Annotated in this window: 12 protein-coding genes; 6 read left to right on the forward strand and 6 right to left on the reverse strand. The window is 54.5% G+C overall.

Translation table 11 applies throughout. The features are described from left to right. Positions 1–31: 31 nt before the first annotated feature. The 4 genes from gvpJ (K8V32_RS06200) to K8V32_RS06215 are packed head-to-tail and all read left to right on the forward strand — an operon-like array spanning position 32 to position 2,547. Positions 32–475 carry a gas vesicle protein gene (gvpJ, locus tag K8V32_RS06200; protein WP_303904496.1) on the forward strand — a complete coding sequence of 148 codons (444 nt, stop codon included), beginning with the start codon at positions 32–34 and terminating at the stop codon, positions 473–475. Further along, complete coding sequence (gvpJ, locus tag K8V32_RS06205) at positions 472–1,434, forward strand: gas vesicle protein (protein WP_303904500.1); 963 nt, start codon at positions 472–474, stop codon at positions 1,432–1,434. The genes gvpJ (K8V32_RS06200) and gvpJ (K8V32_RS06205) overlap by 4 nt, the downstream gene beginning before the upstream one ends. After that, entirely contained in the window at positions 1,421–1,750 is a 330-nt protein-coding gene (gene gvpK, locus K8V32_RS06210; protein ID WP_303904503.1) for a gas vesicle protein K, read from the forward strand. The genes gvpJ (K8V32_RS06205) and gvpK overlap by 14 nt, the downstream gene beginning before the upstream one ends. Next, positions 1,747–2,547 (forward strand): GvpL/GvpF family gas vesicle protein, encoded by an 801-nt coding sequence (locus K8V32_RS06215; RefSeq protein ID WP_303904505.1) that lies wholly within the window; start codon positions 1,747–1,749, stop codon positions 2,545–2,547. The genes gvpK and K8V32_RS06215 overlap by 4 nt, the downstream gene beginning before the upstream one ends. A gap of 173 nt (positions 2,548–2,720) precedes the next feature. Here K8V32_RS06215 and K8V32_RS06220 read toward each other — a convergent pair whose 3' ends face one another. Further along, positions 2,721–5,273: an ATP-dependent Clp protease ATP-binding subunit gene (locus K8V32_RS06220; RefSeq protein WP_303904508.1), complete on the reverse strand. Its 2,553-nt coding sequence runs from the start codon at positions 5,271–5,273 to the stop codon at positions 2,721–2,723. Between the two features lie 228 nt (positions 5,274–5,501). On the opposite strand from K8V32_RS06220, the gene K8V32_RS06225 reads away from it, so the two are divergent. Both K8V32_RS06225 and K8V32_RS06230 read left to right on the forward strand, forming a co-directional pair. Next, complete coding sequence (locus tag K8V32_RS06225) at positions 5,502–6,422, forward strand: hypothetical protein (RefSeq protein ID WP_303904512.1); 921 nt, start codon at positions 5,502–5,504, stop codon at positions 6,420–6,422. A 2-nt stretch (positions 6,423–6,424) separates the two neighbouring features. Next, positions 6,425–6,787: a GntR family transcriptional regulator gene (locus K8V32_RS06230; protein ID WP_303904514.1), complete on the forward strand. Its 363-nt coding sequence runs from the start codon at positions 6,425–6,427 to the stop codon at positions 6,785–6,787. Between the two features lie 51 nt (positions 6,788–6,838). On the opposite strand, the gene K8V32_RS06235 is transcribed toward K8V32_RS06230, so the two are convergent. From K8V32_RS06235 to K8V32_RS06255, 5 genes are all read right to left on the reverse strand, one after another. Beyond that, positions 6,839–8,512: a dipeptide ABC transporter ATP-binding protein gene (locus K8V32_RS06235; RefSeq protein ID WP_303904517.1), complete on the reverse strand. Its 1,674-nt coding sequence runs from the start codon at positions 8,510–8,512 to the stop codon at positions 6,839–6,841. Beyond that, the gene (locus tag K8V32_RS06240) at positions 8,512–9,486 is read right to left on the reverse strand and encodes an ABC transporter permease (protein ID WP_303904520.1); all 975 of its coding nucleotides are present in this window, start codon (positions 9,484–9,486) and stop codon (positions 8,512–8,514) included. Before K8V32_RS06240 ends, K8V32_RS06235 begins: the two co-directional genes overlap by 1 nt. Continuing rightward, the gene (locus K8V32_RS06245) at positions 9,479–10,405 is read right to left on the reverse strand and encodes an ABC transporter permease (protein ID WP_303904523.1); all 927 of its coding nucleotides are present in this window, start codon (positions 10,403–10,405) and stop codon (positions 9,479–9,481) included. The genes K8V32_RS06240 and K8V32_RS06245 overlap by 8 nt, the downstream gene beginning before the upstream one ends. A gap of 137 nt (positions 10,406–10,542) precedes the next feature. Then, positions 10,543–12,162, reverse strand: coding sequence for a peptide ABC transporter substrate-binding protein (locus K8V32_RS06250; RefSeq protein WP_303904526.1), 1,620 nt, complete (start codon positions 12,160–12,162; stop codon positions 10,543–10,545). Positions 12,163–12,410: 248 nt separating this feature from the next. Then, positions 12,411–13,160, reverse strand: coding sequence for an exonuclease domain-containing protein (locus tag K8V32_RS06255; RefSeq protein WP_303904529.1), 750 nt, complete (start codon positions 13,158–13,160; stop codon positions 12,411–12,413). Positions 13,161–13,234 lie beyond the last annotated feature (74 nt).

A 13,234-nucleotide genomic window follows, 5' to 3' on the forward strand; every position in this document is an offset into this window, starting at 1 on the left:
CTATAACCCACGTTCAGAAAGGGGGAATCACATGACCGTTGCACGAAGCGGCAATAGTGGAGGCATGGAGCCACAGCGTAGTCGCGAAGGCACGTTGATGCACGTGGTTGAAACCCTTCTGGACAAAGGACTCGTGCTCAACGCAGACATTATGGTGTCAGTGGCAGGAGTGGAACTGCTGGGTATTAGGATTCGGGCTGCACTGGCGTCATTTGAAACGGCTGCACGGTATGGACTCGAATTCCCGGCCGGTACGAATACCGAAACGGTCGCCTGGCAAAGCGCGGTCGAAGCCAAAGAAACCTGTCCCAGCTGCCAGAAAGTTTCTTCGGTTTCCCAATTGCTTAATGAATTTTGTCCATGGTGCGGCTGGCAATCAGCTCAGGCTCTCCAAAACGTCGAACCAAACACCGAAGAACACATGGTGGAGGGATCCTCTAAGGACCGACAGGAAAATCCTCGGGAGCAGTCATGACGAACCCGACTTTTCGTCCGCCTGAACAATCTGTGCCGATGGAACCCACCCGCAACCCTGAGGTCTCACTGTCAGACTTGATTACCGTGCTGCTCGATAAGGGCACCTATCTTAATGTTGACCTCATCATCTCCGTGGCAGACATTCCACTTATTGGAGTGAATCTGCGCGCGACCATTGCGGGAATGGAAACCATGCTGGAGTACGGCATGATGCGAGACTGGGATGAAAAGACCCGAGCATGGGTCCGGAGGTCTGTTGCCCGACATTTCCCATTAGACGAAGGCGAAGAAGTCGTGGCCAAAATGGCCGGCGGGTATTTTCATGAAGACTGGCCCAAAACCTGGCGTCCTGGCTCCGTATACATTACGAATCAACGACTGGTCGTGTTTCGGCGTGACCCCAAAGAGATCTTATGGGAAACACAATTAGCACATATCAACGCGCTGCGGTTATCTGATGAGAAGACTATCGGTGCAGAGATTCGAACACGGCTTTTGGTCGATACCGCTGACGGCGTTACCACCATGTTGTCAGCCTCCGCACCGGACCGAATCCGAGAACTGATTGGTCACCAACAGCCGCACCTGTCAACGCCGGCATACCTGGGGCCACCGGCAGGGGAAACACCACAGTTGACCAAGCACGCATGGTATTTGGAACACCGCGCCGGGGGCACACTATGGCGTGGTGGAAACGTGTCGATCGACGAACAGCGATTAGCATGGCGAGCTCCCACCGATGCCCGTCATGCAGTCAATCTCAGCTGGCAGGAAATCACCGGTGTGAACCTAGCAGACATGCGGGCCCCATCGGGAGAAGGTCACGCACTGCATCTGATGACCCACCACGGTGATGAATATTTCGGCCTTGTACAGCCGGAACAGTGGGTCCGCCTGATATCTGAACGGATCACCAGGGACACGAAGTCGAAAGAAGAAACCAATGCTGGAAATTGACGAAGGCAGCCTGAAACACGGGGTGCTCACGTTGGTCGTGACACTTGTCGAAGTCATCCAAGAGGCCTTGGAAACTCAAGCCGTCCGAAGACTCGAAGGTGGCGACCTCACCGAAGATGAACAAGAACGGCTTGGTGAAGCGCTCATGGAACTCGACGAAGCGCTAGACGAAATCAAAGCCGAACACGGCATTAGCGCATCGGTGGCAGACCTTCACCGCGGACTCGATGATGTGGTGGAAGACCTGATAGATAAATTCATTAACCCGGCCCGTTGGGCTGACGAAGCACACAACGAAGGGCATACTACTTGGTGAGTAATACCGGGCTCTACGTCTACGCGATCATCCCCGCCGAAGGCCTCTCCACCACCCAACTGCCACAGGGTATCAACGACCAAAGCCTCTACCTTGTGGAAAGCAACGGGCTGGCCGCCATCGTCCACGAATCTGCCCCGGAACCCTATCAGGGGCCAGATGCTGATGTGCAACGCTGGATACTTGAACATAGCGACGTCGTCGATGCCGCATGGCAACACCTGGGAACCATCCTGCCGGTGACCTTCAACGTCATTGTGGCACCCGGCGACGACGCAGAGCACCAACCAGTACAACGGCTGCAGGCATGGCTTGCCAAATCCGCCGATATGATGCGAGCACACCTAGACAAACTCCGTGATCACGTCGAATTACGGGTCAATATCTCCCTGGACGAAGACACCGCCACAGCGAACGATCCAGAGTTAGCCAAGCTGCGCGATGGCATTGATACTCGACCAGCTGGTGTGCAACGCTTATACCGCAAACGCTTAGCAGAACGTACCCGAAAGGCGGCCGACCGGATCGCTGATGAACTCTACCCACGGATTCGCAAACGCCTGATTGCACTGGCAGAGGACATGGTAGAAAGCCCCCGTCTACAACGCGAACCCGGCAGCGTAACGGTGCTCAATGCATCACTACTTGTTCACCGGGACGTCGTCGATGCCATCGGTGTTGAGCTCGCCGATATCCGTGACAATCAGCCCGGCGCACAGATCCGTTATTTGGGGCCCTGGCCCCCATACTCGTTCGGAGAGCTGCCCGAAGTTGACAACGACCCCACCTCTGCCTGATATGTGGGGTGATTTGACAAGGGGCACAAGAGCCCGGTCAACAGCTCCTGCAGGCCGCAATGTTGATAAGACCATACAGTTTGGGAAGTGCGGAAACACTTCCGGGTGCCCACTGCGTTATGTCAGTGAGCACCCGGAGGTGATGTCGCTACATGAGAGCGTGGCTGCAGCTTTTAGGCAGCAACGGTATTGACTGCCGGAATTGGTAAGGCCACCAATTGGCCGTTATCGACAGTTATCTTAATCTTGTCACCTTCACCGACTGCTTCGGCAACCAACAGATCGGCAACTTTGTCATCCAACTGGCGCTGAATGACCCGACGCAGTGGGCGTGCACCATAGGCCGGTTCATAGCCTGCCTCAGCGATCCAATCGCGAGCGGCGTCGTCCACTTCGAGCGCAATACCCTGAGCGGCGAGCCGATCCTCGGATGCTGTCAACTGCAACCTAACGATCTTGCGCAGCTGCTCGCGGCTCAGCGGCTTGAACAGCAACGTGTCATCGATGCGGTTCAAGAACTCAGGACGCATGAATTCTTTGAGCCGGCCCATGACCTTTTGCTTGATCTCGTCCTGGGCGGCGTCGGCATCACCAGATGCAAAGCCCAGCGGAGCTCCACCCGACGACAAATGCTCAGAACCGAGATTGGAGGTCATAATGATCACCGTGTTGCGGAAGTCCACGGTCCGGCCCTGTCCATCGGTCAGGCGTCCATCATCCAAGACCTGCAACAACAGGTTGAAGATATCCGGGTGAGCTTTTTCGATTTCATCGAGCAGAATCACCGAATATGGACGACGACGGACCTGCTCGGTCAGCTGACCGGCTTCGTCGTAGCCGACATAGCCTGGAGGGGCACCGACTAACCGGGATACGGTGTGGCGCTCGCCGAACTCCGACATATCGAAACGAACCATCGCAGCGTCGTCGTCGAATAACGACTGTGCCAGTGCCTTGGCCAGCTCGGTTTTGCCGACACCGGTTGGACCCAGGAACAAGAAACTACCCACCGGGCGTGACGGATCCGCCATGCCCGTGCGTGAGCGACGGATCGACCGGGCGATCGCGGTGACAGCATCATCTTGACCTACCACCCGTTCGTGCAGTTCTTCTTCCAAACGAGCCAAACGGGATTTTTCGGCTTCGGTCATACGGGCAGCCGGAATACCGGTAGCACGCGAGACCATCTCGGCGATTTCTGCCTCGCCAATAACCGATGACACCACTTCTGGTCGAGCCGAGGCTTCAGCCAATTGCTGGCTGATCTCATTGACTCGATCACGTAATTCACCGGCGCGCTCGTAGTTTTCCGTATTGACGGCAGAGTTTTTCTCCGATTCCAACTCGGCAAGTTTCGAACGCAAGGCTTCGATATCTACGCCGGCTCCATCAGCATCTGGACCTCGGCGCAGCGACAGGCGAGCACCAGCTTGGTCAATCAAATCAATGGCTTTATCCGGCAAGAAACGGTCAGTGATATAGCGATCAGACAGTTCAACTGCAGCACGTAGTGCATCATCGGTGTAGGTGACCTTGTGGTGCTGGGCGTAGCGCTCAGCCAAACCATGCAGAATCAAAACGGCGTCCTCCACCGAGGGCTCACCAATGGTAACCGGTTGGAAGCGACGTTCCAGCGCCGAGTCTTTTTCGATAGTTCGATATTCTTTCAGCGTGGTCGCACCGACCATATGTAGGTCTCCGCGAGCCAAGCGAGGCTTCAGGATATTTCCGGCATCCATACCGCCGGATTCACCCGAACCACCGGTTCCAACTACGGTGTGCAGCTCATCGATGAACACAATGGTGTTTTCGTCGTCAGCAAGCTCTTCGATAGCACCGGTGAGGCGCTCTTCGAAGTCACCGCGGTAACGAGTCCCCGCTACCATACCGGCAAGATCTAAACTCATGACCCTGCGGCCTTTGAGCTGGGCAGGAACTTCGTCATTGACAATGGCTTGAGCCAAGCCTTCAACGATTGCTGTCTTACCGACACCTGCTTCACCGATTAACACGGGGTTATTCTTGGTACGGCGAGCCAGAACCTCAATGGTCTGTTCGATTTCTTCATCGCGACCAATCACAGGATCCAAACGACCGGCTTTGGCCTCTTCGGTCAGATCCAGACCGTATTTTTCTAACATTGAACCTTCGGCATCGTCGTCACCGTCGGCCTGCTGCTGGGCAGCCTGCTGTGCATATGCTTGTTGAGCACCTGCCTGAAGGGCCTGCGGTGTGACACCTGCTTGTGCCATCAGCCCACCGGCGGGGGAGTCCTGGTTCAGGACAAACGCGAAGAAAACATGTTCCGGGTTGATATAGGTCGAACCCATGCCGCGGGCAACCTGGTAGGCATCCAACAGCACTTTCTGTGCCGAACCATTCAGGGTTGCAGCGCTGGCACCATCAGTTTCAACTGGCGCAGGCAGTTGCTCATCAACGGCTTTGATAATCGCCTGTGGGTTGGCACCAGCTTGGCGTGCACCAGAGAGAGCTGGGTCTTCTTCGAGCATCACACGCAGAATATGCAGTGCGTCGACCTCGGTCTGGCCACGATCAACCGCGAATTTCGCGGCCTTGGTAAGAATTTCTTGGGTGCGCTTGCTCAATAGGCGATTAATGTCAACGGGGCTCGATTGACGACCGACGGGTTGTCCTTGGAGAAATCGAGCAATGAAATCGTCGAAGGAACCGCCATTGGAGCCAGCTGGGCCGAAAAATGCGGGCATTCTCTCCTCCTAATACTCATACACAATCTGTGCATGAAAGTTGAGTGCTTCTAACTCAAGTAACGCATTGTTGTTTTGGATTATTCCGAAAAGTTCGGATTTTTGCAAGAAACCTGAGTCATTGGCGCTCAACTCTTTGGGCGATGGGAAGAGCGGCGGTGGAATGTATTGACACAATAATAACTGCATCAGTACAGTGTTTGTATTGATACAAAAGAGGGGTTCGTTATGAACATCGCAATTTGGATTGCTATCGCTCTGGTATGTTTCGTGCTTCCCGCCACCGGGCTTACCAGTGGCGGGAATCGCAATCCACAGCAAATCAAGCTTGCACAGTACGCTCGGCAGGTTGGTCTACCGCTGCCGGCACACCTCGTGAAGCCGGTCGTGCAGCGCTTACGTCGCAGGCAACGTGGCATCATGATCGGCGGGATCACGGGGATCGTGATCGCGGCAATTCTCTACATCCTGTTATTCGACAATGACGATGGAACAGCCCCGGCGCTCGTGATTGCCTTAACCGCAGCCGGTACTGCTTTTGGCGGAGCCTGGGCCATCGCAGGGCATAAACCCAGTGCGAACAGTCGGCGGCCGGTGGTAGCCAGAGTGCGATCCGTAACGTTGTCTGACTATCTCACCAAAGGTGAACGAATCGGATACTGGCTGGCGCCTGCCGTCATCATTGGTGGGGCCATTGCTGGACCGCTCTTGTTGGCACCTCTGCCATATGTGCTGCCATATGCCACTGCGTTGGGGTGGGGGCTTGCGGCTGCGGCCCTGATCACTTGGGCTGTCGCATGTGTTGCCCTTAAACAGGTCCTCGATGCACCTGCCCGCAGCACTTCGGAGCTTGAATTAGCCTGGGACGACGCAGAGCGTGCCGACGGCCTGCGCCAGGTAGCCAATCTCAGTGTGGCGGTGTCGTGCATCTCCTTGCTCTTTTGGCTCATCTCTATTGGACAAACGATTCTTTTTGCCCAGTTTTATCAACAGGATGCTCGCCTGGCCGGCATCATCACCATACTGTCGCTGCTCATGTATGGTGCGCTCGTCATTGCCGTCACCGCCGGGCCGGTGTTGTCATGGATAACCGGGGCTCGCAAAGGCTATGAACAACGTCAACTGTGGCCAACAGGCGTGGCGTCATGAATATGTTGCACATTGATCCCGCTGCCCAGATTCCGCCTTATGAACAATTGCGGCGTCAGCTGATCGAACAAATCCAGTCTGGGCAGTTACCTGAAGAAACCCGACTGCCGGCGGTACGACGGCTGGCCGCAGATCTTGGCATCGCACCAGGCACCGTTGCCCGAGCCTATAAGGAATTAGAAATCGAAGGCTACCTGGTCGCCCGGGGGCGCCGTGGCACGATCGTTGCAGCCCAAATATTTGGCGAACACGCGACCACGGTACAGGAACTGACAACCCAGTATGTTGCATCGATGCACCGGCTGGGTTTGAGCACAGATGATATTGTCGCAGCCGTACATCGGGCCATTGCAGGCGTTGAGTAAGCATAATGGGCCCTGACCTTGCATCAGAGCCCATTATGGATGCATCGAGGATTAACCTGCCAGCGGGATATCTCGTCCGGGGATGGCTGCTAGTAGTTGTTGGGTGTAGGACACTTGTGGACTGTTGAAGATGCTATCGGCATCGGCTTGCTCCACGACCCTGCCGCCCTGCATAACGAGCACGTCATCGGCAATCTGACGGACGACCGCCAGATCGTGTGTAATGAACAGGTAGGAAAGCCCCAGCTCGACCTGCAGATCGTTGAGTAGTTGCAAGATCTGGTCCTGTACCAGAACATCTAGCGCCGATACAGCCTCATCGAGCACCAGGACCTCTGGTTTCAGCGCGAGTGCTCGAGCGATGGCAACGCGTTGGCGCTGACCACCCGAAAGCTCATTTGGAAACCGGTTCATAACGGTATCCGGTAGTGATACCTGATCTAACAGTGTGCGAACACGCGCTTCACGTTCAGACTTTGACCCTACTTTATGTACGACCAGTGGCTCCTCGATCGCGTCATAGATTGAGAACATCGGATCCAGGGACGCATATGGGTTTTGGAAGACCGGTTGAATACGACGACGGAATTTTAGTTGCTGGTCTCGTGAGGTGATAGTTGAAATATCTACCCCGTCGAAATACACGTGTCCCTCGGTGGGGGTTTCCAGTCCGAGCACCATGCGTGCCACGGTGGATTTCCCAGAGCCTGATTCCCCCACGAGTGCAGTTGTAGTACCTCGGTCGAGATCGAAATTTACGTGCTGGGCCGCGATGAGCTCAGTTTTCGAAAATCCTTTGCCAGGCAATTTGAATACCTTGGTGAGGTTCTGGATCTGCATGGCTGGAGTTTCGAGATCAACTTCAGGTTCTTCCTCGATGTACTCCTGAGCGCTCTTGCGGATCGCTTTGCGCTCGTGAGCCGAGACTCGTTCCGATTGCAAGGAAGGCGCTGCATTGATTAACCGTTGAGAATACGGGTGTTGCGGATCCTGCAGAATCTCTAGCGCCGGCCCAGATTCAACAACTTCGCCCTTATACATAACCAGCAGATGGTCGGCGCGTTCAGCAGCCAGTCCCAGGTCGTGAGTGATCAATAAGACCGCGACGCCAAGTTCTGAGGTCAGTTCGTCGAGGTGATCCAGGATTTGTTTCTGCACGGTCACGTCAAGGGCTGAGGTAGGTTCATCGGCGATGAGCAGTCTTGGTCGCGCCGCAAGACCTGCTGCGATTAGTGCCCGCTGACGCATTCCGCCGGAGAACTCGTGAGGGAACTGTTGGGCTCGGCGTTTGGCATCCGGCAAGCCGGCTTCTTCTAGCAGTTCCACAACTCGTGCATCAGCAGCCTTACCCTTGGCCACGTTATTGACCTCTAAGACCTCACGGATTTGAGCGCCAACTTTGTACAGTGGGTTCAGGTTGGATAGTGGGTCTTGGGGGACCAGGCCGATATGTGAACCACGATAGCTGCGTCGTTTGCGTGCTGGCAGTTTCACCAAGTCGGTGCCATCGTATTTGATGGAGCCTTTGGTGACTTTACCGGTACCTGGCAGTAGGTCGATGATCGCATGTGCGGTGGTGGATTTGCCAGACCCAGACTCACCGACAATCGCGACCGTCTGACCCGGATAAATGGTCATGTTCAGACCACGAACTGCGTGCACGCTGCGTTTATCAACACTGAAATCGATGTGCAGGTCAGTGACTTCCAAAAGTGGTTGTGACATTATTTTCTCGCTTTCGGATCCAGCGCATCACGCACAGCGTCACCGAGCAACATGAAGCTCAGCACGGTCAGCGCCAGCGCGCCAGCAGGGAAGAACAAAACGTGCAAGTTATCACCCGAGCGTACCTGTGGCTGAGCAGCCGCAATGTCGTTCCCCCACGAAACGACAGATGATGGCAGCCCAATGCCCAGGAAGGACAGCGTCGCTTCTGCCACAATGTATACGCCAAGGGATACTGTTGCGGTCACAATAACCGGTGGCAGTGCGTTGGGGATGAGGTGCGTAAATAGGTTGCGCCATTTGGAAGCACCCAGCGAGCGAGCGGCATCAACGAATTCTAGGTTCTTGAGTTCCATGACTGCCCCACGAGCGATACGCGTGATTTGGGGCCAGCCAAACACCGCTAGTGCAATGACTACGGCGCTAACACCACCCCAGTACCCCCGGTTGGGCCAGACATTATTCAGTGCAGACAGGCCCACAATTGCGGCAAGAAGTAGGGGAATCGCAAAGAAAATATCTGCGGCACGGGAGATGATGGTATCGATCCAGCCGCCAAAAAATCCGGCGATTGCCCCGGTGAAGAGCCCAAGAATTGTCACGATGAGAGTGGTTAGTAGACCGATAACGACCGAGGCTCGGGCACCGTGAATGGTGCGTGCAAAGACGTCGTAGCCTTGTCGGTCAAAGCCGAAGATGTGCCCGGGTTGCGGTTTTCCGAGGCTGTTTGATAGATCAGCCGAGCGCGGGTCGACTGAAGTAAATAGGGTAGGGAAGCACACGACGATTAGCACCAGCAGCAACAAGATGGCTGAGAACCAGAAGATCCAGTTGCCGCGTAGCGCCTTCCAAGCCTGTTTCCATTGGCTTTCAGGCGGATGTGAGGTGTCGACGTCGTTGGCTGCAGGTAGCTCTGTGTCGATGGACGGCGCGACGAAACGTTCTTGTCCAGGTTGTGGTGTGTGGTTAGGCATATCGAATCCTCGGATCTAAAGCAGCGTAGAGCAGATCAACTAGTAGGCTGGCGACCACGTAGATCAAAACCATGATGGTGACTACCGATACGACTGTGGGGTTTTCGCCTCGTAAAATGGCTTGATATGCCAGGTTGCCGATGCCGTTGATATTGAAAATTCCTTCGGTGACCACTGCGCCTGCCATGAGCGCGCCGAGATCAGCGCCCAAGAATGTAACTACTGGGATCAACGAGTTGCGCAGTACATGTCGACGGTTCACCAATCCATCAGGAACGCCGTGGGCTCGTGCTGTACGGACGTGATCTGCGGTGAGGTTTTCAATGACTGACGTACGGGTTAAACGCAATACGTAGGCAAATGAGACCAAGCCCAAAACCACTGCCGGTAGCAGTAGGTTGGTGAATGTGGTAGCTGAGCCTACCGTTGGTGGGACCCATTGCAGCTGCACACCAAAGATCAGCTGGAGTGCAAAACCCAAAACAAAGATCGGGATCGCGATTACGATCAGCGACACCACCAACATGGTGGAGTCAAAGAGTTTGCCACGACGGAGTCCGGCATAAAAGCCAGCGATGACACCGAGGACGGCCTCGATGAGCATGGCCATGAATGCTAGTTGGAAGGTAACCGGCAAGGCTCGCGAAATGAGATCGGCTACGGGCTGTCCTGAATAGGACATACCAAAGTCACCTATGAGGGCACCTTTGAGAAAGAGGAGCCACTGAACGATAAAGGGCTTATCAAGATTATATTGAGCTTCAAGTTGTGCTCTGGCTGCTTCTGAGACCGGTTTTTCTCCAAAGAGCGCCACGATCGGGTCGCCAGGCTGGAGGAACACTAGCGCATAAATGAGTAGTGTGGCCCCCAGGATAACCGGGATGGTTTGGAGCAGTCGGCGGACGATATAGCGCCACATGCTGTACCTCGAATTTTTGTCGCATCACCTTGTACATAAGGTGACCTAGAAGTTGTAAACCAAAGCCTGTGACCGCCGAAGTCTTCGGCGGTCACAGGGATGATTCAATCGTTGTAAATTATAGTGTCACTACTGAATTATTTGGTGACAAGGTGGTAATCTGGCTGGTTTTGCCAGTTAACCTGCACACCTTCGATTCCTTGAGCTGCGATGGCGATAGCATCCCGGTTCCACAGAGGAATGGCAGGCAGATCTTCCATCAGGATGGCCTGCGCTGCTGCAAGGTGCTCTGCGCGGGTAGCTTCGTCTTCAGCGGCAGCTGCTTGGCGCAGTAGCTGATCGAAATCAGGGTTGGAGTAATCGCCGTCGTTAGCGCCTGCTCCGGTTCCAAAGATTGGGCCCAGGTAGTTGTAAACCGATGGGTAATCAGGCTGCCAGCCGGTACGGAAGGCAGTATCCAGTTCACGGTTGGTGATGAGCTCACGGAATTCGGCGAAGGCGGCAAACGGATTTGGTTCAGCTTCAATTTCGAGGTTTTCACGAATCTGGTTGGTGACTGCTTCCACCCATTCACGGTTGCCGGCACCGTCAGCGTTATATGACAGTTGGAACGAACCGGTAAATTCGCTGATTTCATCGGCTTGTGCCCACAGATCTTTGGCTTCTTCAGCATTGAACTCCAGTACTTCTGCACCTTCAATGTTTTCGGTGAAGTCTGGCATCAGCGGGCTAGAGAAATCCGTGGAGGGAGTGTAAGTGTCATCGAAAATGGTGGAAGTGATGGCCTCACGATCAATGGCCATGGAAATGGCCTGACGACGGAGCTGGCCTTCTTCATCTTCACCAAAGTGTTCCATGCTGCTTGGAATGGTGATGGTCCCGTTGACCGAGCCGGGTTCAGTGAACGCCTGGATGCTCTCATCATCTTGGAAGGTTGAGACAGCAGATGGTGGGACCTGGTCCATGATGTCCAAAACGCCAGACTGGACATCGGTGTAGGCAGCATCTGGGTCAGTGTAAAACTTGAAGGTTAGGCCGTCATTTTCTGGAGTGCGGTTGCCTTCGTAATCCGGGTTGGTTGACAAGACAGCCTCGACGTCGTGGTTCCATTCATCCAGGACATAGGGGCCATTAGAAACCGGTTTTTCGCCGAAGGCTTCCATATCTTCAAAAGCAACTTCTGGCAGTGGGAAATATGCGGAGTAGCCAAGTCGGTCGGGGAAGTCTGCTGCCGCCTCCTTGAGGGTGACTTCAAACGTTAGGTCATCGATAACTTCCAGCCCGCTCAGGGTTTCACCGTCCGTGCTGTTGCCCTCGTCATCGGTGCCTTCAATTGCGTTGAAGAAATATGCGTTGAGCTGGGCGTTGTCTGGGTTCGCGCCGTAGTTCCAGGCATCAACAAACGAATTTGCCGTGACAGGAGTGCCGTCTGAGAAGGTCCAGCCGTCATTGAGCTTGATGGTCCAGGTCAAATTGTCTTCAGATTCGATTGACTCAGCGACCTCAAGCTCGGTGGAGCCATCGGTAGCATACGACACGAGGCCGGCAAAGATCGCATCGACGATGTGTCCGCCACCGACTTCGTTCGTGTTCGTTGGGATCAGCGGGTTTTGTGGTTCGGTGCCATGGGCGTTGATGATCATGTCGCCTTCGGCTGTGCCGCTGTCGGCATCATCTCCTCCGCCGCCACAAGCCGTCAATGCCAGGGCTGCTACTGAAAGCGCTGCAACGTATTTGAGTATCCGTTTGGGTTGCATACGGGATCTCCGTTCAAGGGTAAATGCAAGCAATTGATATTGCGTTAGGTTTTGTCTCAACGCAAACCATGATTCACATTACTGGAAAGCAAGGTGATTCACATCTCAGAGTTTACGCCACAATGAACAAATTGTAAGCATTATGGGCATTCAGTGAAGCAGAAGCGAATAGAATCCTTAATTAAGATGTCATCTACGCGTAACTGAACGTATCGTGTATCTTCATATGGCCAGAGAATTCGAGAAGATTAGAGCACTGGATCAGGTTCCGAAAGTTTTTCTACGGGCCAATCGCGCGACACGGTAGCATCAGGGTTTTTTCGGCGCAAAAACTGTTCGAAACTGGCTGCCTGAGCCGCTTTCCACCGAATCTGTTGATCGAAAATCGTCTCGAGCGGGGCATCCAATTGCCCGGGATATTTGGCGACGATTGCTTGTGCAACTTGGACGGCAGCTACCGAGTCCGCCAAGGAGGTATGAGCTTGATCAAGCGTCACATCGTAGAATTCGCTGACTGCTTCGAGGGTGCGTTTGCCTTTGCGGTACGTGTCGACGTGTTTATCCAAGATATAGGGGTCAACGATGCCGACCGCGGCGAAATCGCCCATGTCGCGTCGCGCCATTTCCGCACTGAGCACAGTGAAATCGTAGACCCCGTTGTAGGCAATGATAGGAACGCGCTGATACATAAAATCCTGAAGGGTCGCAACGATTTCCCCTAGTCCTGTGGTGGCGTCCATACCGTGCTCACGAGCGTAGTCAGTGCTAATGCCGTGGACAGCAGCGGCTTCCGCGGGAATTTCCACTCCGGGATTTACCAGCCACTCGGAATGAGCTCGCACATTGCCTGCAGGATCCAGCAACACGATGGAGGCCGTGACGATGCGCGCAGTATGCGGATTCTTCCCGGTGGTTTCTAGATCAAACCCCAGCAATGTCCCGGTATGCCAGGGTTCATCTGGCCCAGGGATGGATAATATGCTTGCCGCAGTCGTCATGCTTCCAAAATACCTGCTTGCACGTCAGAACTGAACTGTCTGGGGATTGCCAGCCGACGTGTGGATAAGGTTGA

The organism is Enteractinococcus helveticum (assembly GCF_020742345.1).
GTDB lineage: Bacteria > Actinomycetota > Actinomycetes > Actinomycetales > Micrococcaceae > Yaniella > Yaniella helvetica_A.